Here is a 23,848-nt window from a genome sequence, read left to right as displayed (position 1 = left end):
AACAATAAAAAGGATAGAGCCGATGCGTGCAAAACAGGGCCTTTTCAAAGGCCTCAACCCTGTCGTGACCGTAGGGTCGATTTCAATTGTCGTGGCCTTCGTGGTGCTCTGCGCCGCCCACGGCGACCAGGCTGCGGGGGTGTTCAAAGGCGCTTCCGACGCCATTCTCGACCACCTCAAATGGTTCTACCTGGCGCTGGTCAGCGGCATCCTCGGGGTGCTGGTGTACATTGCCTTCAGTCGCCATGGCACTTTGAAGCTCGGGCGCCCCGACGAAAAACCGGAATTCAGCTTTGCCGCCTGGATCGCCATGCTGTTCAGTGCCGGCATGGGCGTAGGGCTGATCTTCTGGTCGGTGGCAGAACCCGTCCTGCACTATGCCAGCAATCCGTTCACCCCGGGCCTCACCGACCAGGCAGCGTCCATGGCCATGCGCATCACCCTGCTGCACTGGGGCTTGCACCCGTGGGCGATCTTTACCGTGATCGGCCTGGGCCTGGCCTACTTCGCCTACCGTGAAGGCCTGCCACTGGCGCTGCGCTCGATCCTCTATCCGATCATCGGCAACCGTATCTACGGCCCCATCGGCCATGCCGTCGACATCATCGGTGGCGCCGTGACCGCGTTCGGGGTTTCGCAGTCGCTCGGGCTTGGGGTCGAGCAGATCAACATGGGCATGCACCAGGTGTTCGGCACCCCGGTCAGCCTGTCGTTCAAGCTGAGCATCATCGCTGTGGTCACGGTGATCGCCTCGATCTCGCTGGTGGCTGGGGTGTCCAAGGGCATGAAGCGCCTGTCGACCCTGAACATGTGGATTTCCCTCGGGCTGATGCTGGTGGTGCTGGCCCTGGGCCCAACCAACTACATCATGAACCTGCTGTTCGAATCGGCCGGCGATTACGCGCAGAACATCATCGGCATGAGCTTCTGGACCGATGCCCAGGCCGACAGTGCCTGGCAGAAGAGCTGGACCGCCTTCTACTGGCCGTGGTGGATGACCTGGGGGCCGTTCGTGGGCCTGTTCATTGCCCGTATTTCCCGGGGCCGGACCATTCGCGAACTGGTGTTCGGCGCGCTGCTGGTGCCGACCGTGGTGACCATCCTGTGGATGGCGGTGTTCGGCGGCACTGCGCTGAAGGATGAACAACAGGTGCGCCACGCCTATGAAAAACTGCCGGTCGCCGAACAGGCCGCTGCCGGTGCCTTCCAGGGCGGCCCGATTCTCGAAGCCACGCGCAAGGAAACTACCACCGCAATGTTCACCCTGCTCGACCGCCTCGACGGCCCAACCCTGGGCGCCGTATTGAGTGTGATCATCTGCCTGCTGCTGGCGGTGCACTTCGTGACTGCAGCCGATGCCGGTACCCAGGTGCTGTGCATGCTCAACTCGCTGGGCAGCATCGACCCGCCCAACTGGATACGGGTGCTGTGGTGCGTGCTGGAAGGCGCGATTGCGGCCAGCCTGGTGATTGCCGGCGGCTTGCTGGCCATCCAGATGGCCAGCATCGTGGTCGGCTTGCCGATTGCCCTCTACATGCTGCTGACCGGCTACAGCCTGGTGCGAAGCTTGCGCAGCAACGACCCAGTATTTGCCGCCGTTGCCGTGCCCAAGCCCTTGGCCAATGAACTGACCACCGGATAATCGGGCCACTGCATCATCATGTGGGAGCCGCGCTTGCCTGCGATGGGCTGCACAGCAGCTTCATCGTCGGCAAGCGCCAGCCTTCAGCAATCGGCATTCAGGCGTGTACGCTCCACTGGGTGGTTTCAGGCGCGATCGGCAGTTCATCGATGGCGTGAATCATCCCGCTGTCCAATGCCTCGCTGGGGCCGAGGATTCGCGGATAGGCCATCAGGTAGCGCGGCACATCCAGTATTTCACGCCCACCCTCCGTACGTTCGGCGACGATCTGCGCATACAGGCGCAAGTCATAATCCAGGCTCATGGCGTATTCCGCCATGCGCGCATGGTCCACCGAGCCATGCAGCGTCCAGTGGAACGGGTGGAACAGAAACTTGCTGTAGCTGCACGCCGTGCGGTGCTCACCTGCCAGAAACAGGATATTGCCCATGGACTCGACAGTCCCCAGGTTATGGGTGTGGACGGTGACTGGCAGCGCACGCAGAAAGTTGTACAGAGTAAAGCCGTAGCTGCACTCACCGCCCATGGTGGCGATGTTCAACTGCAGCACGTCAGCACCTTGCTGCAGGGCGCGCGAGCAGGTGTTGATCAGGTTACCGCAGGTGGATGAATTGATCGGCCCGGTGAAATGGATGATATGTCTGGCCATGCTTGCCTCCCGTCTTGGCGGATCATTCCTTCGATGTTTGCTCTTCGTCGCCGCGCTCGGCCATCTGCCGGTACTGCTTGCGCAAGGCATGCAACTCGGCCGGGTCCATGTCCTCCAGGTCCAGCAACGCCTTGTGCGCCTTGTGCGTGGTGCGCAGCAGTTCGTCGATCTTGATATGCAATTCGTCGTTGTCGCGGTTCTGGGTGTTCTGGATCAGGAACACCATCAGGAACGTGATGATGGTGGTCGAGGTGTTGATCACCAGTTGCCAGGTGTCGTTGAAGTCGAACAACGGTCCGGTGATCCCCCAGACCAGGATCAACACGAAGGCCACGCAGAACGTCAGCGGCCGCCCGCTCCAGTTCGCAAGCCACTGACAGAAGCGATCGAATTTCATGCCCACAGGTCTCCTGTGATACCAATCCGCTATGCGGTGGAATCGCTGGCGTCGGCAAAGTTCAACTCTGGGTTCAACGCTGGCCTGCAATATGACCTTCGATCATCTGCGCTGAACCCTCGCCGCCCTGCGCCGGTCGCAATCCACATGTGACGCGAGCAGTGACGAGCAATGGAGCAGGCTATGAGGACGACAGCGTGAGCGATATCCGCATCGGCATTTCCGGATGGCGCTATGGCCCCTGGCGCAAGGACTTCTACCCCAAAGGCCTGCGGCAGGACAGCGAACTGGCGTTTGCCTCGCGGGCGGTGAACAGCATCGAGATCAATGGCTCGTTCTACAGCTTGCAGACTCCCGAACGCTATGTGAACTGGCGAGACGAAACGCCAGATGACTTCATCTTCGCGGTCAAAGGCCCGCGCTACATCACCCATGTGCGCAGGCTCAAGGAGATCGAGGAGCCCATCGCCAATTTCTTTGCCTCCGGGCCGTTGCTGCTCGGTGACAAGCTGGGGCCATTCCTGTGGCAGTTTCCGCCGAACATGAAATTCGACGAAGATCGGTTCAAGCACTTCTTCCAGTTGCTGCCCAAGGACCGCAAGGCGGCGCGCGACTGTGCCCAAGGCTGCATGCAGAGCCTCAAGGATAACGGCGGCACCGCGATCAAAGGCAATGCCAGGCTGCGGCATGCGGTGGAGATACGCCACGAGAGTTTTCTCTGCGAGACCTTCATCAAGCTGCTGCGCAAGTACCGCGTCGCGTTGGTGGTGGCAGACAGCGCAGGCAAGTGGCCGTATATCGAGGATGTGACGGCCGATTTCGTCTACCTGCGCCTGCACGGTGACATCGAGCTGTACAGCAGCGGCTACACGGCGCGCGCTTTGCGCCGTTGGAAGCAGCGCATCCAGGCTTGGGCCGAAGGCAGCCAGGCGCAGGATGCACAACTGATCATAGACGGTGCGCCGCCGCGGCGGGCGTCGCGCGATATCTACTGCTACTTCGACAACGATCAGAAGGTGCATGCCCCCTACGATGCGCGGCGCCTGCTGGAAAAGCTCAAGCTCGATTACCACCTGCTCACCGAGCCGGGCGTGACGCCGCAGGTGCAGCTATGAACAAGACCCTGCCAGCGCCGCGCTGCATCATCGACAATGTGACCGCGGTGCACCGCCTGAACGTGCTGACGATCAACGTGCACAAGGGCTTCACCTTTTTCAACCGGCGCTTCATCCTGCCCGAACTGCGCGATGCGGTGCGCGCCACCAACGCCGACCTGGTGTTCCTCCAGGAAGTGCACGGCAGCCACCAGCATCACGCCGTGCGCCACCCTGCCTGGCCGCAAACTCCACAGTACGAATTCCTCGCCGACAGCATGTGGCCACAGTTTGCCTACGGGCGTAACGCGGTGTATCCCCACGGGGATCACGGTAACGCCCTGTTGTCGAAATTCCCGATCGCGCATTACGAGAACCTCGATGTGTCGATTCAGGGCAATGAACAGCGGGGTCTGTTGCATTGCCGCCTGGAGGTGCCTGGCCATGAGCAGGTGCATGCCATCTGTGTGCACCTGGGGCTGCGCGAGGCGCACCGGCAACGCCAGGTGCAACTGCTGCTCGAACTGCTCGACCGGTTGCCGGCGCAAGCACCGGTGATCATCGCCGGCGACTTCAACGACTGGCGCCTGAAGGCCGATGCGGTGCTCTCACAGCGCCTGGTCGAGGCCTTCGGCGAACACTGCGGCAGCCCCGCTCGCAGCTTTCCGGCACGCATGCCGCTGCTGCGCCTGGACCGCATCTACTTGCGCAATGCCATGCCGGCCAAGGTCCAGGTGCTGTCCATGTACCCCTGGTCGCACCTGTCCGACCATGCGCCACTGGCAGCGGAGATCAACCTGTGAACAGACCGTGGGTAGACGGCAACAGCGTCCAGCTGTTGATCAATGGCGAGGCTTATTACCCGCGGGTATTCGAAGCGATGGCCCGGGCGCGGGAAGAAATCCTGCTGGAAACCTTCATCATCTTCGACGACAAAGTCGGCCAGCAGTTGCAACAGGTGCTGATCGATGCTGCCCGGCGCGGGGTGCGAGTGGAAGTCGCAGCGGATGGCTACGGCACTGCCGACCTGCCTGACAGCTTCGTTGCAGCACTGACCGATGCCGGTGTCAGCTTTCATGCCTTTGACCCGCAACCCAGGCTGGCCGGCATGCGCACCAACCTGTTCCGCCGCCTGCACCGCAAGATCGTGGTCATCGATGGTGAGCAGGCGTTCATCGGCGGCATCAACTACAGCGCCGACCACCTGGAGGATTTCGGCCCCATGGCCAAGCAGGATTACGCCGTGGAGGTAACTGGGCCGGTGGTGGCGCAGGTGCACGCAGCCAGCCGCAGGCTGATGGCCCCGGTGCTGGAGCCGCCCAGTGATGTACGCCCGGTGACGCAGCCGACAGGCAACAGCTCGGCGGTGCTGGTCGAGCGTGACAACCGGATGCGCAGCACCGACATCGAAGCCCATTACCTGCAGGCCCTGCGCGCCGCTCGGCAGCGCGTGGTCGTGGCCAATGCCTACTTCTTCCCCGGTTACCGGCTGCTGCGCGAACTACGCAACGCGGCGCGGCGCGGCGTCGAAGTCACGCTGATCCTTCAGGGCCAACCGGATATGCGATGGGTGCGCGCCCTGTCACGCCTGCTCTACAACTACCTGCTGCGCGACGGCGTGCACATCCGCGAATACTGCCAACGGCCATTGCACGGTAAAGTCGCGCTGGTCGACGATGAATGGGCCACCGTGGGCTCCAGCAACCTCGACCCCCTGAGCCTGTCGTTCAACCTGGAAGCCAACCTGTTCATCCGCGACCCAGCCTTCAACCAGCGCTTGTACGAACATCTGCAGGTGCTGGCTGCGGAGCAATGCAAGCCGGTGACGCTGGAACGGATGGTCCGCGGCTACTGGTGGCGAGCACCGCTGATCTTCGTGTGTTTCCACGTCATCCGGCACTTTCCGCGAATCGCCGGCTGGTTTCCCGCGCACCGCCAGCGCCTGCGTTCGGTGCAGCCTGAGGTCGAGGCCCAGGCCGATCTGCATGAGGGCAACACCTGATGGCGCAGAAACCTTGGCAAACATGGGGCAAGCGGCTGTTCACCGTGGCCTTCGTGATCCTGATACCGGTGTTGCTGTACACGCTGGCGCGCAACCTGGACTGGAACGAAGTTCGCCAGTCGCTGCTGGCGTATAAACCGGGCACGCTGGCCATGGGCCTTGCCCTGGCGCTGTGCAGCTACTTGATCTTCGCCAGCTACGACCTGCTGGCCCGTGCCTACACGGGGCATGAACTGCCTGCCCGCCAGGTGTTGCCTGTGGCCTTCGTGTGTTACGCCTTCAACCTCAACTTCACCACCTGGGTCGGCGGCGTGGCCTTGCGCTACCGCCTGTACAGCCGATTGGGCCTGGACACGCCGACCATCACCCGCATCCTCACCCTCGGCCTGCTGACCAACTGGATGGGCTACATGCTGTTGGCCGGCAGCGTATTCGCCCTGGGCCTGGTCGAATTGCCCACCAACTGGGCCGTCGGCGCCACCGGCCTGCGGCTGATCGGTGTGCTGTTGCTGGCCATCGCGGTGGGCTATTTGCTGGCCTGTGGGCTGGCCAGGAAACGCACATGGCGCTGGCGCGAGCACGAAGTCACCCTGCCCTCGCTGCGCCTTGCCCTGTGCCAGGTGGCGTTGGGGGCCAGCAACTGGGCGATGATGGCCTTGCTGATTTTCTGGCTGCTGCCTGGCGAGGTGTTCTACCCATCCATTCTCGGCATCCTGCTGATCAGCTGCGTAGCGGGTGTGGTCGCGCACATCCCCGCAGGCCTCGGCGTGCTGGAGACGGTATTCCTCGCACTGCTACACGGACAGCTCGGCCAAGGCACGCTGGTGGCGGCACTGCTCGGCTACCGGACGTTGTACTACCTGGTACCGCTGTTGGCGGCCATCGTCACGTACCTGGTCCTGGAAAAGCGCGCCAAGGCCATGCGCCGACGCGACAAGCCGGCCTAGAAGGCCCGGGAGGTAATCATGCGCGTTCCTGCAATGATGATACTGATTGGCAGCCTGGCCAGCGGCGAAGCGCTGGCCGAAGCCTGCGATGTACTGACGCGTTCATCCAGCGAAGCCGTCAAGCCGGTCGAGCATCACACCTGTTACAGCTTCAGCAACATGCCCGCTGAAGCGATCAACTGGTCGTGCAGTAACGAGAGCAAAGACATGCTCAGTACCGAGAAACGCAAGGTGGCGCGCTGTGCCGACGGCAGCGTAGGCAGCTGCATTGCGCCGCTGACCCAGGAAACCTTGGCCAATCCCAAAGCCGGTGGGCGCGACCAGCCCTCGACGAAGCCGGCCCTGCCCAAGAATGCCAGGGTGATCACTTACTACTACGATACCCCCAGCCTCGGGCAGGCCCGCACCGACTGTGACCGCAACGAAGGCATCTGGCAAACCCACTGACCGTAAGCCTGGACCGTCTCTCTGAGGGAGCGGCCTTGTGTCGCGATTGGGCCGCCAAGCGGCCCCTGCAATTGCAGCATTATCGCTGAAATACTGGGGCTGCTCCGCAGCCCGATCGCGACACAAGGCCGCTCCTACAGGTGATTCGCATCGAATCTCCTTTCAGGTTTTATTACCTTCATCCTCAATCACATCATCCGTCCAAGGCTCACCATCCAGCGGTGCGGAACGGGCAAGCTCTGCCTCGTCCAGGCCAAAGCCGCCACCGATTTCGTCGGCATCGACTTCGCGCAGGGTCTTGTCCGCCGGCCCGCCACTGCCACCCGGTTCATGCGGGTCGCGGGCGCCAGTTTCGTCCAGCAGCGTGTCGGGGCTGAGGTCATCGTAGGTCACGTTGTCTTCATGCAGGCTGTCGCTCAGCGTTTCGCCGCCGGTCATGCCGCTTTCGGCAACCCGGCGCGCAGGAAACTCCTGAGCAACCTCTGCGGCCGGCCGCTCATCGCCGACGCGGCCTTCGCGCTCATCCTGCCGCTCGTTGAAGTCCAGCTCATGGACACTGCCCATGCGGTCTTCGGTGTCGTCGATTTCAGTCGGGGTATAGGGCTTGGGATCATCAGGGCGGGTCATTTGTGTTCTCCATCGGTTCGGTACACACGGTCGACTCTGCCAAGTTGTGGATGATTCAGAGTTTTTTTGAACTACCGCGCGGACGGCCACCTCCCAAACTAGAGACAGGGAATGACCCCGGAGCCCGCCATGGCCAAGCCCCTTGCAGAATACGAACGCAAGCGCGATTTCAACGCCACGCCCGAGCCCAGCGGCAAACGTAACCGGGGCAAGCAGGCGCACGCCCTGCAGTTCTGCATCCAGAAACACGATGCCAGCCACCTGCACTACGACTTCCGCCTGGAGCTGGATGGCACGCTCAAGAGCTGGGCCATCCCCAAGGGCCCGTCGCTGGATCCGAAAGTGCGGCGTCTGGCGGTCCATGTCGAAGACCACCCGCTGGACTACGCCGATTTCGAAGGGAATATCCCTGAGGGCCACTATGGTGCCGGTGATGTGATCGTCTGGGACAGGGGTGTCTGGGAGCCCGAAGGCGATGCCCGCCAGGCCTATGCCAAGGGCAAGTTGCGCTTTCGCCTGCAGGGCGAGAAGCTCAGCGGCGTGTGGAACCTGTTTCGCACTCACATGGCCGGCAAGAAAGAACAATGGATGCTGGTCAAGTCCCACGACGGCCAAGCGCGCAGCGAAGCCGAATACAGTATCGTCGAGGCCCAGCCGGACAGCGTGCTCAGTGACCGCGTGCTGCCGCCCCGGCCCCCGGCCAAGGCCAAGCGCCCGCCAACCCGAGCCAGCCGCAAACGCACCGGCAAAGCGGTAAAGGCCGCGCTGCCTGAGCAGTTGCAACCACAGCTCGCCACGCTGGTCGATTCGCCGCCCGAAGGCGATTGGCGTTACGAAGTGAAATTCGACGGGTACCGCATCCTTGCCAGGATCGAAGGCGACGATATTCGCCTGTTCACCCGCAATGGCCACGACTGGAGCGCCAGGATGCCTGGGCAGGTTGCCGCACTGCGAGCGCTGGGCGTCGATTCGGCATGGCTTGATGGCGAAATGGTGGTCAATGACGAGCACGGCAAGGCTGACTTCCAGGCCCTGCAGAACGCTTTCGACACCGATCACGACGAACAGCTCTGCTATTACCTGTTCGACCTGCCCTATCTGGGCAGCCAGGACTTGCGCCAGCTGCCGCTGCAAGAACGCCGCGAGGCCTTGCGTCGCCTGCTCGAACACAGCGAGTCGGACAAGCTCAGGTATTCCGAAGACTTCGACCAGCCCGTCGAATCGCTACTGGACAGCGCCTGCCGCCTGGAGCTCGAGGGCCTGATCGGCAAGCGCGCAGACAGCCCTTATGTCGGCCGGCGCAGCGCCGACTGGGTGAAACTCAAGTGCAAGCAGCGCCAGGAGTTCGTGATCGTCGGTTTCACCGACCCCAAAGGCAGCCGCAGCGGCTTTGGCGCCCTACTGCTGGCCCTGCACGATAAAGAGAGTGGCGAACTGCTTTATGCCGGCAAGGTCGGCACCGGCTTCAGCGCCACCACCCTGGACAGCATCCATGCCCGCCTCAAACCGCTGGAGATCGCCAAACCCGCGCTGCGCAGGCCGCCGACCGGCGTCGAGGCACGGGGCGTGCACTGGCTCAAGCCACAGTTGCTGGCCGAGGTTGCCTATGCCCAGATGACCCGCGATGGCGTGGTGCGCCACGCAGTGTTCCATGGCCTACGCGACGACAAGCCTGCCACCGACATCGACCTGGAGCGCGCCATGCCCGGCAAGACCCTGCCCAAACGCAAGCAATCCGAGCTGCCGGACGGCCTAGGCGAGCTGCGCCTGACCCACCCTGACCGGGTGATCGACGCCACTACCGGCGCTACCAAGCGGCAGGTCGCCGAGTACTACGCCCAGGTCAGCCCGTGGCTACTGCCCCAGCTCAAGGATCGCCCGGTGGCGCTGGTGCGGGCGCCGGATGGCCTGGCAGGCGAACTGTTTTTCCAGAAGAACGCCGGCCAGTTGCACATTGCCAACGTGCTCAGCTACGACAAGGCCGAGGCCGGCCAGGCGGCGATGGTCATCAACCGCGTCGATACGCTGCTGGGCGCCGTGCAGATGAACATGCTGGAACTGCACACCTGGAACGCAACCGACAAGGATTTCGACAAGCCCGACCGCTTCGTCCTCGACCTCGACCCGGACCCGGCACTGCCGTGGAAAGCCATGCTTGAGGCTACGCAGCTGGCCCTCACCCTGCTCGACGAGCTGGGCCTGAAGGTGTTTCTCAAGACCAGCGGCGGCAAGGGCATGCACCTTGTGGTCCCCCTCACCCGCCGTGTCGGTTGGGAAGAGGTCAAGGATTTCAGCCACGCCATCGTCGAGTATCTGGCCAACCTGTTCCCCGATCGGCTCAGTGCCATTTCCGGGCCGAAGAATCGGGTCGGCAAGATATTCATCGACTACCTGCGCAACGGTAAAGGTGCCACCACGGCGTGCGCCTATTCCCTGCGCGCCCGCGAAGGCCTGCCGGTATCGGTGCCGATCTGGCGCGAGGAACTGGCCCAGCTCAAGGGCGCCAACCAATGGCATATCGGCAACCTGCGCGAGCGACTGGCCGAAACCGACGACCCTTGGGCCGATATGGCCAAGACCCGCCAATCGATCACTGCGCGCATGCGCAAGCAAATGGGGATGGCATGAGCATCGTCCAGGATTTCGACCTCAACAACCTCGACCGTCTGTTGCGCACCTTTGGCGAGCGGCCGCAGCCCTTGAACCTCGACACCCAGCTGCCGCAACTGATCCAGGCACTGCAGGCCGACCACCTCGACCTGCTGCCGTTACCTGGCCAAGGCAATACCTTGCGCCGCTGGCAGACCCTGGCGCGGGTAGCCGGTTGCGACCTGGCCTTGGCCAAGCTGTACGAAGGCCATACCGATGCCTTGGCCATCCTGGCTGAATGTGGCGCAGCGCACCACGTCGACGAAGGCACCTGGGGCGTATGGGCCGCAGAGCCGCCAGATGCCCGCGCCCGCATCGTGGCCCGTGATGGCGACCAGGTGCGCCTGGCCGGGCGCAAAGCCTGGTGCTCCGGCGCGCTGCAGATCGACCGGGCGCTGATTACTGCCTGGGCCGATGAAGACCAGCCGCAACTGGTGGCGATCGAACTGGCGGACCCGAGCCAGGGCCTGAGCATCGACCGCTGGCAGGCCGTGGGCATGGCCAACACGGCGAGTATCGAAGTGGTGTTCGACAACACCGCAGGCATCGCCATCGGCCGCCCGGGGCAGTACCTGTCGCGCCCGGGCTTCTGGCATGGCGGTGCCGGTATCGCCGCCTGCTGGTACGGCGCCGCCGAAGCACTTGCAGACTATCTGCGGGCGCATTGCCACAACCCCCGTCGTGACGCCCATGCCGATGCCCACCTGGGCGCAGTGGATGCCGCTTTGTTCGGCGCCCGGGCAGCGCTGCGCGAATGCGCAGCGTGGATCGACCGTCAACCCGATGCCGACGCCAGCTTCGAGGTGCGCCGCACCCGCGCCCAGGTCGAGCAGGCCGTCGAACAGGTGATCAGCCACGTCGGCCGTGCGCTGGGGGCGACGCCATTCTGCTGCAATGGCCACTTCGCCAGGCTCAGTGCCGACCTGCCGGTGTTTCTTCGCCAGAGCCATGCCGAACGAGACCTGGCGGCATTGGGCGCGCAACTGACACAAATGCCGGCAGGAGCCTGGAAACTATGAGCACGAACCTGATCCAGTCCAGTGACGGTACCCCCTGGGCCGATTGGCAGCAGGCCGCACACCTGGCGCGTGCTACCTGGATAACGCCCCGGCAACTGTGCCCGCCCGGGCGCCGCCTGGTGTTGATTGCCCCGCACCCGGACGACGAGATTCTGATGGCCGGCGGCTTGCTGACGCATTTTCACGGGCGTGAAGACGAGCTGCTGCTGATATCCGCCACCGATGGCGAGGGCAGCCACTCAGGCTCCGAACATTGGACCGAGCACCGCCTGCGCCGGCAGCGCCCGCTTGAAAGCCGCCAGGCCTTGCAGCAGCTCGATCTTGACCTGAACCGCCTGGACTGGCGCCGCCTGAACCTCAAGGATGGCGCCTTGCCCCGTGAAGAGGCCTTTCTGGTCAATCACCTGACCCAGGTGCTACGGCCCGATGATGTGCTGATGGCGACCTGGCGCAACGACGGTCACGGCGACCACGAGGCGGTGGGCAGAGCCGCTGCGCAGGCTGCGCAGGCACGCAAGGCCCAGTTGATCGAAGTGCCGGTATGGGCCTGGCACTGGGCACAGCCGGACGACCCGCGTCTGCCCTGGCCACGCGCCCACCGCATCCAGCTGGACGAAACAGCCCTGGCACGCAAGCGCAAGGCCCTGGCCGCGCATGTCAGCCAGCTGCAGGCGGACGGTGCGCGCCCACCCGTGCTGCCGGCCAGGCTACTGGATTGCCTGCTGCAACCTTTCGAACTGGTGTTTCTGTAAACGGAGTGGTCATGAGCCTCGATGCGCAGTATTTCGCCGACCTGTATGCCCGCAATGAAGACCCGTGGGCGTTCCGCACCCGCTGGTACGAGAAACGCAAACGCGAGCTGGTCGCCGCCAGCCTGCCGCGCCAGTGCTATCAGCGGATATTCGAACCCGCCTGTGCCAATGGCGAGCTGAGTGTCTTGCTGGCCGAGCGCTGCGCCGAGCTGCTTTGCCAGGACCTCGACCCCACGGCGGTGGGCCTGGCCCGCGAGCGCCTGAACCAAATGCCAAATGCCTCGGTGGAACTTGCCAGGCTGCCAGGCGACTGGCCGGGCGGCCAATTCGACCTGATCGTGCTCAGCGAAGTGGGCTATTACCTGGACCCGACTGACTGGTTGCAGGTCATTGAACAATCAGTGGCCAGCCTGACTTATGACGGTGGCCTGCTTGCCTGCCATTGGAAGCATCCCATCGCAGGTTGCCCACAGGAGGGCCATGAGGTGCATCAGCTACTGGCCAAGCACTTGCCGCTATTTCCGGTCTACCGCCATGAAGAGGCCGACTTCCTGCTCGAATACTGGTCGTGCCAGCCCAGCGTGGTCGACCTGGACGAGACCTGCCCATGATCGGCGTGGTCATTCCTGCGCACAATGAAGCCAGGCGCCTGGGGCGCTGCCTCAAGGCCATGGCTGTCGCGGTGGCCAGCGCTGAACAGGCAGGCCATCCTGTGCGTGTGCTGGTGGTACTTGACCGCTGTGTCGATGGCAGTGCCCAAGTGGCCGCTCGATATGCGGTCGATGTACTGGCGGTCGAGGCCGGAAGTGTTGGCATGGCACGCCGCCTGGGGGCCGAGTGGATGCTTGAGCAGGGCGCGAGCTGGCTGGCCTGCACCGATGCCGATAGCCAGGTGCCTGCGCACTGGCTACTGTCGCAACTGGCCTGCACCGCCGAGGTGGTGTGCGGCACGGTGCATATTGCCCACTGGCAGCCCTGGCAACGTGCGGCGCTACGCAGGTTGTACCTCAGCCGCTATGAGGCACGGGAAGGCCATCGGCATATTCACGGGGCCAACCTCGGTGTGTGCGCGCGAGCCTATGAGCGGGTCGGCGGGTTCCAGCCGTTGGCGGCCCATGAAGATGTACAACTGGTGCGCGACCTTGAGGCTGATGGGGCGCAGATCGTGTGGACAGCCAGGCACAGTGTGGCGACCAGCAGTCGGATCGACAGCCGGGCCCGGGAAGGGTTCGGGGATTACCTTGCGAACCTCTGATTGCCTGTTCCGGCCTCTTCGCGGGCCACAAGTACTGCACAGAACTCGAGATCTGCGGGGTACCTGTAGGAGCGGGTTTACCCGCGAAGAGGCCAGTGCAGGACTCAGGAAGCCTTGCGGCTACGCTTGGTCGGCTTTTTCTCGGAAGCGGGCTTCTTGCCCCCGAGGCTGCGTTTGAGCAGTTCGGTGAGGTCGATGATGTCGGCGCCCTTCTCGGCAGCGCCTCCCTCGCCCTTCTCCACCACGGCGATCTTGCCTTTACTGGCCTTTTCCTCCACCAGGTCCATGATGGTCTGGCGGAACGCGTCATGGTACTCGTCGGGCGCCCACGGCCCGCTCATGTCTTCGACCAGGCGCTTGGCCATGTCCAGCTCGCGCTTGTCGGGCTTGCTGTCGGTCACGCTCTTGTCCAGCTCCAGGCTGTCCAGCCCGCGGACTTCTTCCGGCCAGCGCAAGGTGATCATCACCAGCGCATCGTCCAGCGGTCGCAGCAGCGCCAGGTGCTGGCGGGTATGCAGCACCACCGTGGCCAGGGCTACCTTGCCGGTGCTTTCCAGCGTTTCGCGCAGCAGTGCATAGACCTTGCCGCCGCGCTTGTCGGGGCTGAGGTAATACGGCGTGTCAAAGTGCTGCAGGGGAATGTCCCGGGCTTCGACGAACGAGAAGATATCGATGGTCTGGGTGGCTTCAGGGCGGGCCTTGCGGATCTCTTCCTCGCTGATCACCACGTAGCGTCCTTTTTCGTACTCGACGCCCTTGACGATATTGTCCTTGTCGATGTCCTTGCCGGTGACCTTGTTCACCCGTTTGTAGCCCACCGGGTCCATGCTGCGCTTGTCGAGCCAGTCGAAATCGACCCGCTCGGTGCGCACCGCGGTATTGAGCGACACCGGGATATGCACCAGCCCGAAACTGATCGCGCCTTTCCAGATAGCCCTGGCCATTGCTGGCACCTCCCCGGCCCGATGATGGGCCTCATACCTGAAATGACTGCGTGGCGCGGGGAAGGTTTACTCGAATTGCCTGGTGGGTTGCTCAACTCACCTGTGTGAACAGCACCCGCCTGAACGCCTCGGCCGCCAGGTGCACCTGCACTGCCCAGTCCCCCGCGGCATCGCTGCCGGCATCATCGGAAATGTACTTCAGGCACACGAACGGAATGCCCTCTTCGCGGGCAATCAGTGCGAACACGTAGGCTTCCATGTCGACCACGTCATAAGGCGCATCGCCATGGTTGACCTCGAAGCTGTCACCGCTGCCGCAGGTTTCTTCTGGCAAGCCGGCGATGGCCTGGCCATGCTCCAGCAGCACCGGGATGTTCGACAGCGGTGTTTCGTAGCGGGCGAAGCCCAGCGGGGTCACGTCCATGTCACGCTGCACGAAGCGCGTGCAGCACACCACCTCGCCCTTGCCGTGGCGCTGGCTGCCGGCCGAACCGAGGTTGACGATGAGCCTGGGGCGCTGCTGCTGGATCGCCCGGGTCAGGCCGATGGCGGCGTTGACCTTGCCGATACCGGTGAACACGGCATTCAACTCGGTGAACACATCGCCGGCTTCGGCCTCCAGAGCGAAGACGAACAAGGTGTCGGCCAGGGATATGTCGGGGAATTGCTTGATCAGCATCATGGAGCAGGGAGTCCGGGTGGTTTGCGAAGGGCGCCGCCATTGTCGGCCATCGCTAACCGATTGCAAGCCCTGCCGCCACAACCTGCTCGACCACGGCGCGGCATGCCTGTGCAGAAGTGGCGCCATTGGCAAGGGCGCATTGCAGGGTCAACAGCTGACGATCGGCGCTGGTGCCCTGCTGCAGAATGTGCCGGGCATGCTGATAGGCGCGCTCTGCGTCCACCGTATCTGGGGCGAATTCAGCCTGCAACTGGCTCAGCCAGGCCAGCGCGGTGACGGGTTGCTGCTCATGGGTGCCAATGAATTCGGCAAAACGGCCATGACGCATCGCTCGCCAATAATTTTCCTGGGTGATCCAGCGCAGTTCACGGCTGAGCGGGGATACAGCGTGGCGCGCTGTCAGGTTTTGCTCTACCAGGTGGCGGAACAATCCCGCCAGGCACAGTGCATCCTCCAGGTCGGGGCAGGCATCGCAAATGCGCAACTCAACAGTGGGAAAGCGCCTCGACGGCCGGATCGCCCACCAGAAATCGCCTTCTGCGGCCAGTACCCCGGTGCGTTGCAGCAACGCCCGATAGCGCTCATAGGCGTTCCAGTCAGGCAGCGCCTCGGGCAAGCCCATGTGCGGCCATTCAGCGCAAATGACCCGACGGTAGCTCATGTAGCCGGTCACCTGCCCGGCCCACATGGGTGACGAGGCGCTCAGCACCAGCAGCAAGGGCAACCAATACGACACGCGATTGATCAACTGCATGCGATCGCACTGCACAGGCACGCCGACGTGCACATGCAGGCCGTTGAGCAGGCTGCGTCTGGCCACGTGCTGGTAGTCTTCGAACACCTGCCGATAATGCGCGCTGGCCCTGGGCCGCTGCCGCAGCCAGGGCGCATTGGGGTGGCTGGCAGCCCCATACAGGCCGACGCCCTCTTGGGCCAGGCTGGCGCCCAGGCGCTGACGCTGATCCTGGAAGAAGCTGCGCGCCTGGTGCAGGGTGCTGAACACCGGCGACGCGATTTCTATCTGGCTGCGGAACATCTCTTCGGCAAAGTACTCGCCTGCCACTTCGCGACAACGCCTGGCCACACGTTGTGACGGCGAGGTCAGCAGGCGGCCACTGGCGAGGTCCAGCAACAGGTACTCTTCCTCGATGCCGAACGTGCAAGGCCGGTACATGCCGGCTCAGGCGCAGCGGTTGACGGTCAGGGCCACTGCGGCGATGCGCTCGACCTGCTCGTAACCCGGTTCCAGCAATTGCTCGCCAAACACGTCCGGGTCGATCTCCCGGTAGACCCAGGCCCACTCCGGGCCGGCCAGGCGCAGGCGGATGGCTTCGAGCAAGGCATCACGCCCTTCGACAATGGCCACGCCGGTATACAACAGCAGCGAGCCACCTGGGCTGAGGCGTTCACGGGCCTGCTCGACGATCCGCAGCGACAGGTCCGCGCCCAGTTCACCGCCACCGTGGCGATAGGTGCGTTGGCTGGCATCCAGCATGTACGGCGGATTGGCGACGATCAGGTCGAAATTGCCGCTGATGCCGTCAAGCAGGTCGCTGGGTTCGACCGACACATTGCCGACCCCGGCCAGGGCCGCGTTGATCGCGGTAAAGCGCAACGCCAATGGGTTGATGTCGACTGCACTGACTTGCGCATGCTGAGCCGCACGGGCGATCAACACGGCACCGACGCCGCTGCCGCAGCCGATGTCGACCGCATGTTCGACACGGGTCGGGCTACGCTGCAGATGGTCATGGATGACCTGGGCGAAGCGATAACTGTCGGGTCCGAAGAATACAGCGTCGCTGGCCTCGGTCGGATAGGCCGAGTGCACGAACAACAGGTCGTCCAGGCTCGACCAGCGGACCCGGCTGCGCAGCAGCCCCTCCTGTTCGTGCAACACCTGTGCGACAAGCAGCTGCTGCAGCGGGTCGGCTGGAATGACGCCGTCGCTGAACGGCCGGCTCCAGCCAAATACATCGCGCAAGTTGGTGGCCCGCTCGGTGCCCTGCCTTGCATTGATACGTGCGTGGGTGGCCGGGGTCACGCAGGTGAAGCGATAACCGTCGGCGCGCAGGCGCCTGCCGAGCTGCAGCAGTGCCTGATCGGTCTGAACCTGTTGCGGGGTGAGCATCATCAGGTCACGCCCTCCTGGTTCAGGCCAGTGGCACGCAAATAGGCACGGGTGGCCTGCAAACCTGCCGGCAGCGCATGGCGATTGCCGGCCATGCTTGTGATCAGGGCATCGATGGACAGCGCGCCATCGTCATCCGCGTGGGCGGCAACTGGCGGTTGCGCCGTTTGCCAGCTACCGGGCAGCACCCGGCGTATCGGTACCTGCCAATCAGCGGCGATCCAGTCGTGCCACAACTGTTTTTCATAGGCATTGAACACGCCGAACATGGGGGCATTGGCGCCATCGATCAGTGACCACCAGCGGCTCTCGGTCGGGTCCTGCCCACGTTTGATCCAGCCTTGGGCCTGCATCGCCTGCAGGAACTCGCCCAGAGCGTCGGTCTCTGCCAGCCATTGATTGACCGTGCGGCCCTGCACGCGGCAACGGTCGGCATGCATGAACTGCGCAAAGGCCCGCTTGCGCTCCAACGCGGCCAGCAGCTCGGCTTCGAGGTCGAAGCGGCCGATCAGGCTCGGTGTATCGGTACCCAGTTCGTTCAGGCGATAGCCGTGGCGCACCCGCCGGTAGAACCCTTCAGGGTCTTGCTCCGGGCAAAGTTGCTGCACGGCGCGGATGGCTTTGCTGGCGTGCCCGCTGGCGGCATTGTCGATGGTCACGTGCAGCTGGAAGTAGTGGCCGTCGATGCCCAGTTCAGCCAGTTCATGGGTGGTGATCAGCAGATGCAGGGGGGGTTGTTCGTAGCCCAGGTTGTAGCCGATCACTTCGGGCAGGAAGTCGTCGCCGCAATGCCCCAGCGCCAGTTGCAGGGCGCCCTGCAAATAACGCTGATCGTCCAGTGGGGGCGCTTCGAGGCAACCCAGGCGGCTGAGTAGCCGTTGGTAGATCAGCACATGGTTGCAGCGCGGATCACCTTCGCCGAGCTCTTCCAGGTAGGTTCGGATCAGGCCGTGGTAGCGCGGGTCGTGCCAATGGCGCAAGGTCGCGTATAGCCAGGCACCGTCAACGGCCTTGGTTGGCGCTACCTGTTGCAGGAACCAGAGGGCATGGGAGCGATTGGCAAAATAGCGCCGTGGCGCGCCCTGGCGGCGTTGCTCCAGGTACTGGGCATGGGCCTGCGCCACTGCAGCTGCGTGCCCTGCACTCCAGGTACCCAGTTGATCGGGCGTTTCTGGCAGGTCATCGGGCTCGACACTGACATGGGCCAACTGCGCGGCCAACCACTGGCGGGTACCCCGCTCCTTGCCTGACAGCAGTGCGTGATAACGCCTGGCCAGGCTGTCACGGAGCGCCGGGAGCGGCGCGAGTGCGGCGGTCTTGCCAGTCATGACCGTCATGCGGGTGCCCTCGATGAAGAGTTGGCAGTGCCGGGAAGCCCCAGCACTGCGTTGCCGTCACTTACGAGCGGCCGCCCTTGCGGCCCGATTCGCGATCCTGGTGCGTGGTGCCCCCCGAGGACTGGCCGCCCTTACGGCCGGCATCGGACGCCTTTTGCCGGTCATTGGCGAAGTTGCCTGGGTTCTTGCTGCCACCCTGGCTGCCTTGGCTGCCGGTACGGCTGTTCTCTTTGTTGGCCATGGTCTCTAACCTCATGTGACTTCGGAATGCACGGCAAAGCGCCGTACATAGGTTCGGAGTTCGGCGATATCGGAGGATTCGTTTTATTGCGATGGGTTCGGACAGGTGGCGTTAAATAAGTGACCGAGATGTATTTGGTGCGCCAGTTGTAGGCTTGAAGCGAGTCAGGTTCGAGGCAGACCATCATCCGCCAGCGCCTTTCCTTCATGGCGCTTGCCAAGCCAGAAACCGGTAGCACCCCAGGCGAGCGCCATGATGACGCCGATCATCATCGCCAGTTGCGGGTGCTCACCCAATAGATCCAGTACACGCTTGAACCAGCCGCTGAGTGCGTCGCCGCCGCGATAGACCACCGTATCGATGAAGTTCTTCGCCTTGTACTTGTCCTCGGCCGGCAAGACGGTGAACAGCATCTCGCGGCCCGGCCGTACCAGCGCATATTCACCTGCGCGGCGGACCACCATCACCACCACGAAAGCGGCGAATGCCGGAGCCAGGGCCAACCAGACGAAGCCCGCTGCCATCACCAGCGGCACCGCCACCAGCAACACGCCGACGCCCATGCGCCTGGCCAGGCGGCCGGTGAGGAACACTTGGGTAAGGATGGCCAGCGCCTGCACGACGCTGTCGATCAGGCCGAACACCTGGGTCTGGCGCGTGCGGTCGGGGAACGTTTCACTGACGATGCGCGCCTGTTCGAAATACAGGAAGGTACTGACGCTGGCCAGCAGCACGACAAAGAGCGCAATCGCCAGCAGGTACGGCGAGCGCAACACGGCCGTCGCCCCTGCGAACGGATTGCCGCCCAATGGCCGCGACACCGGCTGCTCATTGGCCGCCACCAGTGGCCTGTGATCACGCCAGCGTTGCAGATACGCACAGGCGGCGACGCTACCCAGCAGCAGCAGACCGGCCAGCATGACCAAGCCTGCATGGCCCAGCGGCGCTACCAGCAGCGTGCCCAGCACCGGCCCGCTCAAGCCGCCGAGGCTTGCGCCAGCCGCCAGCAGGCCGAACAGTCGCTTGCCCTGTTCGGTGGAAAACAGATCGGTCAGCACGCTCCAGGCCAGGGAGATGGTCAGCAGGTTGAACACCGACAGCCAGATGTAGAAGGCCCGCGCACTCCACAGGTTCTGCGAATCGCGGGCAAACAGCACGGCGAACAGCAGCAGGTTGCTGGCGAAGAAGCCATAGGTCCACGGCAGGATGTACCGGCGGCGCACCTTGGAGGCCAGCCAGCCGAACAGCGGCAGGCAAGCCAGGGTGGCAATGAACGTGCCGGTGAACAGCCATTGCAGGTTGTCCACGCCGCCCGCCACACCCATGGTTTCGCGCACCGGGCGCAGCATGAAATAGCCCGTGAACAGCAGATAGAACAGCAACAGCCCCGCAATCACTGCCGGGCCTTCGCCGGGCTGGATATTCAGCCCGTGATCCAGTCGCCTGCGCCAGTCGTTCATGGCCTCAGGCGAACTGCCCGATCAGCGCTTGCTGTTGCGCCTGGCTGAGCAACGGTTCATGCCCCGCCTTGAGCTGGTCGACCTGACGCTCCGGCCGCCCGGTCGCGGGTATGACGGTGGTTACCGCCGGATGGCTGATGGCGAACTTCAGAAACAGCTGCGCCCAGCTGCTGATACCGGCCTCGGCGGCCCAGGCCGGCAAGGGCTGGTCCTTGACCCTGGCAAACAGCCGGCCGTCGTCGAAGGCGCGGTTGATCAGCACCGCGACGCCCTTGTCCTGGCACAGGGGCAGCAGTTCGCGTGCCGCTTGCGGGGCATTCACCGAGTAGTTGACCTGGATGAAGTCCAGCGGCTCGCTACGCACGATCCGCGCCACGTCGTCGTGGCCGCTGTTCAGGTAATGGGTGATACCGACGTAACGGGTCTTGCCCTGCTGCTTGAGCTCACGGGCATAGGGCAATTGCGTCTGCCAGTCGCGCAGGTTGTGGATCTGCAGCAGGTCGACCTTGTCGGTACGCAGGCTTTCGAGCGTGCCGGCCCATTGCGCCTCGGCATCGGCTCGGCTGTCGGCGGCGATCTTGGTGGCGATGAAGCATTGCCGGTGCCAGCCGCCCTCCTCCAGCAACTGCCCGAGAACGCTGTCTGCCCCGCCATAGTTGGGCGAGGTGTCGATGACCTTGCCGCCGCCCTCGAAGAACGCCTTGAGCACCACCTTGAGCTGCTGGTACGCGGCGGAGCCGACCTCGACCTCGAAACTGCCGGAAGTGCCGGCACCGATCACCGGCAAGGCCTCGCCCGTGCTTGGCACCTTGCGTGTCAACAACCCGCCGGAGCCGGCGGCATGCAGCCAGGGGCTGGCGGCGACAAGGCCTAAAGCCGCACCAGCGCGTAGGACATCGCGACGCTTGTACATGGCAATGCTCCCGTCATAAGTCGGAAACTTCCAAGGCTAGCCGCTCAACCCCGCGCTGGCAGGTGATTCTGTATCAGGATGTTTAGTGATCAGACGCTCAGCAGTGCGCTCAGGTCCAGACCCGCTTGGGTAATCGGTGGGCACCAGTAGTAGCCGCCGGTCAGCGGCCGGCTGAAGCGGTACAAGCCATCGATGATGCCGTCCTCCAGGCCGCTCATGCGCCGCAGCTGCACCTCGAAGGCATCGAAACTGTGGCCCAGGGCGACGAACGCCAGGCCTGCGCCACGGCCATCGGCCCAGGCCACCGAACGGCGCACCATGAAGGCTTCCGGTTCGAAGCTTTCCTGGGCGGTGCGCTTGACGTGTGCCGACTCCGGCGCGTCGTCGAGTTCTTCGTTGTCGCTCAGGCGACGGCCGATGATGTTGTCCTGATCGGCCTGGGGCAGCGACTTGAAGTACGCCAGGTCGTGTTTCCACAGCTGGATGGCGGCGAAGCTGGACCCTGCCAGGCCCGGCTGCTCGCCGGTGACGATAGCGGCCTCCACAGCGTCCTGGTCCACCGGGTTCTCGGTGCCGTCTTCGTAGCCAGTCAGGTCATGGCCACCACGGTGCAGGAAGCCCTCGACGCTGTCAGCCAGGCGCAATGCCGGCGCCAGTGTCTGCTCCAGCGCCTGGGCCTGCAGCAGCAGGTCGCCACGTTCGTTGCCGCGCAGCCACAGCCACAGGGCGTGCTGGGTGCTCGGGTTTTCCACTGCGGCATCGAGCTGCGGGAAGGCACGCAGGCCGGGGATGTCGCGACCCAGTGTTTTGGCCAATGGAGCGCCAATGCCGAGGATCAGGTTTTGCCCATCCACGTGCGGCAGCAACGCATCCAGCACGGCAGGCAGCGCCTGGGGCGAGTGCAAAGCGAAGAACAGATGACGGGCGTGGGCCGGCACTGGGGTGGCAAGCAGACCTTGCTGGAACGGCATGACGGGCGAATCCTCGGCAAAAGCGGGGATGCTACTGCGCCAGAGCGGCTCTCGCAATGCAGCGCGGTGGCGCTGTGATGGCGCGGTTGGGGCAAGACGGTAACAAATAGTTACCAAGTGCTGGCACCGTGCGTCCATCTGGCCCGCAAGGCCGACCTAGACTGGCTGCATCCCTTTCCCGAGAGCCCACCCATGACTGCCTCACCGTTGTTGACCGCATTCCTGCCCCTGGCCCTGGGCATCATCATGCTCGGCTTGGGGCTGTCACTGACCCTGGCCGATTTCGCCCGGGTGGTGAAATACCCGAAACCCGTGGTGATCGGCCTGTGCTGCCAGATCATCCTTCTGCCGCTGGTGTGCTTCCTGATCGCCAATGGCTTCGGCCTGGAATCGGCACTGGCGGTTGGCCTGATGCTGCTGGCGGCGTCCCCGGGCGGCACTACCGCCAACCTGTTCAGCCACCTGGCCCACGGTGATGTGGCGCTTAATATCACCCTCACTGCGGTCAATTCGTTGATCGCGATCCTGACCATGCCGCTGCTGGTGAACCTGTCTCTGGCCTGGTTCATGGCGTCGGACCAGGCCATCCCGCTGCAATTCGCCAAGGTCTTGCAGGTGTTCGCCATCGTTCTGCTGCCTGTGGCCCTGGGCATGCTGATACGCCACTGGGCACCGCGCTTTGCCGCACGCATGGAAAAACCGATGAAGCTGGTGGCAGCGCTGTTCCTGGCATTCACCATCATCCTGGCATTGACCAAGGATTGGCAGACCGTCGTCGAATACGCCCCGCTGGTGGGCCTGGCCGCCCTGCTGTTCAACCTGATCAGCCTGGCGCTCGGCTATTGGGTGCCACGTTTGCTGAGCATCCCCAAGCGTCAGGCCATCGCCATCGGCATGGAAATCGGCATCCACAACGGCACCCTGGCCATTGCCCTGGCGCTGAGCCCATCCTTGCTGAACAACGCCACCATGGCCGTGCCCGCTGCGCTGTACAGCCTGATCATGTTCTTCACGGCCGCGGGTTTTGGCTGGTGGGTCAGCCGAGGTCACGTGGCGACCGCGCCTGCAACTGGCGCTTGAGCACCTTCAGCGGTGGCGCGTAGAAAAAGCCGAACGACACGCTGCCCGTGCGACCCTTCACTGCGTGGTGCAGCTGGTGGGCACGGTGCAGGCGCTTGAGGTAGCGGTTGACCGGCCGCGGCTTGTGCGGCCAGTGCCGGTGAAAGAAGCCGTCGTGGGCGAGTACGTACAGCACGCCATACCCGGCCACGCCAGCGCCCACCCACTGCAATGGCGCATGGCCGGCCTTGCCCAGGGCGACCAGCGCCGTGGCGATCAGGCCCAGCGCCACCAGGTACAGGTCGTTGGTTTCCAGCATGCCCAGCTGCGGCTCATGGTGCGAACGGTGCAGCCACCAGCCCCAGCCATGCATGATGTACTTGTGGGCAAGCGTGCCGACACCTTCCATGGCCACCAGGGTGCCGAGCAGCACGGCGAGATTGAACAGCATGTAACGGTCCGGGGGATGGCGGAGAATGGCGCAAGGGTACCGATTACCCAGGTTTATTTCCATGCAGGCGTAACTGGATGTAGGGCATTTCCTCATGAATCCCTTGTCATGTTTTTGCCCTTGACCCTGCGTGGCTGGCGGCGTAAGGTCCGCGGCGCAATTTCGCATCCCTGAACAGG

25 protein-coding genes are annotated in these 23,848 nt (G+C 63.8%); 12 read left to right on the top strand and 13 right to left on the bottom strand.

What is annotated here, in order from left to right:
- Nucleotides 1-22 precede the first annotated feature (22 nt).
- Nucleotides 23-1,642, top strand: coding sequence for a BCCT family transporter (locus tag ACIPW4_RS18430; protein WP_400660364.1), 1,620 nt, complete (start codon nt 23-25; stop codon nt 1,640-1,642).
- Nucleotides 1,643-1,739: 97 nt separating this feature from the next.
- Here the strand turns inward: ACIPW4_RS18430 and ACIPW4_RS18425 are convergent, their stop codons facing one another.
- Together ACIPW4_RS18425 and ACIPW4_RS18420 are read right to left on the bottom strand one after the other, a co-directional pair.
- Complete coding sequence (locus ACIPW4_RS18425; RefSeq protein WP_400660362.1) at nt 1,740-2,291, bottom strand: ATP-dependent Clp protease proteolytic subunit; 552 nt, start codon at nt 2,289-2,291, stop codon at nt 1,740-1,742.
- 22 nt (nt 2,292-2,313) lie between these two features.
- Complete coding sequence (locus tag ACIPW4_RS18420) at nt 2,314-2,688, bottom strand: low affinity iron permease family protein (protein ID WP_400660360.1); 375 nt, start codon at nt 2,686-2,688, stop codon at nt 2,314-2,316.
- 197 nt (nt 2,689-2,885) lie between these two features.
- Between ACIPW4_RS18420 and ACIPW4_RS18415 the strand changes: the two genes are divergently transcribed.
- From ACIPW4_RS18415 to ACIPW4_RS18395, 5 genes are read left to right on the top strand one after another with little or no spacing between them, the layout of a single operon-like run.
- Nucleotides 2,886-3,803, top strand: a complete 918-nt coding sequence (locus ACIPW4_RS18415) for a DUF72 domain-containing protein (RefSeq protein ID WP_400660358.1) — start codon at nt 2,886-2,888, stop codon at nt 3,801-3,803.
- Entirely contained in the window at nt 3,800-4,585 is a 786-nt protein-coding gene (locus tag ACIPW4_RS18410) for an endonuclease/exonuclease/phosphatase family protein (RefSeq protein WP_400660356.1), read from the top strand. Before ACIPW4_RS18415 ends, ACIPW4_RS18410 begins: the two co-directional genes overlap by 4 nt.
- A complete protein-coding gene (gene clsB / locus ACIPW4_RS18405; protein WP_400660354.1) occupies nt 4,582-5,784 on the top strand; it encodes a cardiolipin synthase ClsB in 1,203 nt (400 codons plus the stop codon). The genes ACIPW4_RS18410 and clsB overlap by 4 nt, the downstream gene beginning before the upstream one ends.
- Nucleotides 5,784-6,731 (top strand): lysylphosphatidylglycerol synthase domain-containing protein, encoded by a 948-nt coding sequence (locus tag ACIPW4_RS18400; RefSeq protein WP_400660352.1) that lies wholly within the window; start codon nt 5,784-5,786, stop codon nt 6,729-6,731. Before clsB ends, ACIPW4_RS18400 begins: the two co-directional genes overlap by 1 nt.
- A gap of 18 nt (nt 6,732-6,749) precedes the next feature.
- Complete coding sequence (locus ACIPW4_RS18395; protein ID WP_400660351.1) at nt 6,750-7,178, top strand: hypothetical protein; 429 nt, start codon at nt 6,750-6,752, stop codon at nt 7,176-7,178.
- 162 nt (nt 7,179-7,340) lie between these two features.
- Here ACIPW4_RS18395 and ACIPW4_RS18390 read toward each other — a convergent pair whose 3' ends face one another.
- Complete coding sequence (locus ACIPW4_RS18390; protein WP_400660349.1) at nt 7,341-7,805, bottom strand: phosphotransferase system, HPr-related protein; 465 nt, start codon at nt 7,803-7,805, stop codon at nt 7,341-7,343.
- A gap of 129 nt (nt 7,806-7,934) precedes the next feature.
- On the opposite strand from ACIPW4_RS18390, the gene ligD reads away from it, so the two are divergent.
- The 5 genes from ligD to ACIPW4_RS18365 are packed head-to-tail and all read left to right on the top strand — an operon-like array spanning nt 7,935 to nt 13,480.
- Nucleotides 7,935-10,433 carry a DNA ligase D gene (gene ligD, locus ACIPW4_RS18385; protein WP_400660347.1) on the top strand — a complete coding sequence of 833 codons (2,499 nt, stop codon included), beginning with the start codon at nt 7,935-7,937 and terminating at the stop codon, nt 10,431-10,433.
- Nucleotides 10,430-11,473 carry an acyl-CoA dehydrogenase gene (locus tag ACIPW4_RS18380; protein WP_400660346.1) on the top strand — a complete coding sequence of 348 codons (1,044 nt, stop codon included), beginning with the start codon at nt 10,430-10,432 and terminating at the stop codon, nt 11,471-11,473. The genes ligD and ACIPW4_RS18380 overlap by 4 nt, the downstream gene beginning before the upstream one ends.
- A complete protein-coding gene (locus ACIPW4_RS18375) occupies nt 11,470-12,225 on the top strand; it encodes a PIG-L deacetylase family protein (protein WP_400660343.1) in 756 nt (251 codons plus the stop codon). Before ACIPW4_RS18380 ends, ACIPW4_RS18375 begins: the two co-directional genes overlap by 4 nt.
- Before the next feature lie 11 nt (nt 12,226-12,236).
- A complete protein-coding gene (locus ACIPW4_RS18370; protein WP_400660341.1) occupies nt 12,237-12,836 on the top strand; it encodes a class I SAM-dependent methyltransferase in 600 nt (199 codons plus the stop codon).
- On the top strand, nt 12,833-13,480 hold the full coding sequence (locus ACIPW4_RS18365) for a glycosyltransferase (RefSeq protein WP_400660339.1): 648 nt from the start codon (nt 12,833-12,835) through the stop codon (nt 13,478-13,480). The genes ACIPW4_RS18370 and ACIPW4_RS18365 overlap by 4 nt, the downstream gene beginning before the upstream one ends.
- Before the next feature lie 104 nt (nt 13,481-13,584).
- On the opposite strand, the gene ACIPW4_RS18360 is transcribed toward ACIPW4_RS18365, so the two are convergent.
- The 9 genes from ACIPW4_RS18360 to ACIPW4_RS18320 form a co-directional block, all read right to left on the bottom strand.
- A complete protein-coding gene (locus tag ACIPW4_RS18360; RefSeq protein ID WP_400660337.1) occupies nt 13,585-14,424 on the bottom strand; it encodes a Ku protein in 840 nt (279 codons plus the stop codon).
- 91 nt (nt 14,425-14,515) lie between these two features.
- Nucleotides 14,516-15,106, bottom strand: a complete 591-nt coding sequence (locus ACIPW4_RS18355; RefSeq protein WP_400660334.1) for a nucleosidase — start codon at nt 15,104-15,106, stop codon at nt 14,516-14,518.
- A gap of 52 nt (nt 15,107-15,158) precedes the next feature.
- The gene (locus ACIPW4_RS18350) at nt 15,159-16,280 is read right to left on the bottom strand and encodes a carboxylate-amine ligase (protein WP_400660332.1); all 1,122 of its coding nucleotides are present in this window, start codon (nt 16,278-16,280) and stop codon (nt 15,159-15,161) included.
- 6 nt (nt 16,281-16,286) lie between these two features.
- Nucleotides 16,287-17,240, bottom strand: a complete 954-nt coding sequence (locus tag ACIPW4_RS18345) for a methyltransferase (RefSeq protein ID WP_400660329.1) — start codon at nt 17,238-17,240, stop codon at nt 16,287-16,289.
- Nucleotides 17,240-18,574 carry an iron-containing redox enzyme family protein gene (locus ACIPW4_RS18340; protein WP_400660326.1) on the bottom strand — a complete coding sequence of 445 codons (1,335 nt, stop codon included), beginning with the start codon at nt 18,572-18,574 and terminating at the stop codon, nt 17,240-17,242. Before ACIPW4_RS18340 ends, ACIPW4_RS18345 begins: the two co-directional genes overlap by 1 nt.
- Before the next feature lie 61 nt (nt 18,575-18,635).
- Nucleotides 18,636-18,815, bottom strand: coding sequence for a general stress protein (locus ACIPW4_RS18335; protein ID WP_400660324.1), 180 nt, complete (start codon nt 18,813-18,815; stop codon nt 18,636-18,638).
- 164 nt (nt 18,816-18,979) lie between these two features.
- Nucleotides 18,980-20,275 carry an NTP/NDP exchange transporter gene (locus ACIPW4_RS18330; RefSeq protein WP_400660322.1) on the bottom strand — a complete coding sequence of 432 codons (1,296 nt, stop codon included), beginning with the start codon at nt 20,273-20,275 and terminating at the stop codon, nt 18,980-18,982.
- Nucleotides 20,276-20,279: 4 nt separating this feature from the next.
- Nucleotides 20,280-21,188, bottom strand: a complete 909-nt coding sequence (locus ACIPW4_RS18325; protein ID WP_400660320.1) for an aldo/keto reductase — start codon at nt 21,186-21,188, stop codon at nt 20,280-20,282.
- An 89-nt stretch (nt 21,189-21,277) separates the two neighbouring features.
- Nucleotides 21,278-22,159 carry a Dyp-type peroxidase gene (locus tag ACIPW4_RS18320; RefSeq protein ID WP_400660317.1) on the bottom strand — a complete coding sequence of 294 codons (882 nt, stop codon included), beginning with the start codon at nt 22,157-22,159 and terminating at the stop codon, nt 21,278-21,280.
- Nucleotides 22,160-22,351: 192 nt separating this feature from the next.
- Here ACIPW4_RS18320 and ACIPW4_RS18315 point away from each other — a divergent pair, with 192 nt between their 5' ends.
- Nucleotides 22,352-23,239, top strand: coding sequence for a bile acid:sodium symporter family protein (locus ACIPW4_RS18315; RefSeq protein ID WP_400660315.1), 888 nt, complete (start codon nt 22,352-22,354; stop codon nt 23,237-23,239).
- Here ACIPW4_RS18315 and ACIPW4_RS18310 read toward each other — a convergent pair.
- A complete protein-coding gene (locus ACIPW4_RS18310; protein ID WP_400660312.1) occupies nt 23,196-23,669 on the bottom strand; it encodes a sterol desaturase family protein in 474 nt (157 codons plus the stop codon). The genes ACIPW4_RS18315 and ACIPW4_RS18310 overlap by 44 nt on opposite strands.
- Between the last annotated feature and the right edge of the window lie 179 nt (nt 23,670-23,848).

The sequence above is a fragment of the Pseudomonas sp. NPDC089996 genome, from assembly GCF_044748405.1.
Lineage (GTDB): Bacteria > Pseudomonadota > Gammaproteobacteria > Pseudomonadales > Pseudomonadaceae > Aquipseudomonas.
Note: the sequence above shows the minus strand (reverse complement) of the source record. Positions and strands in the feature narration are given on the sequence as shown.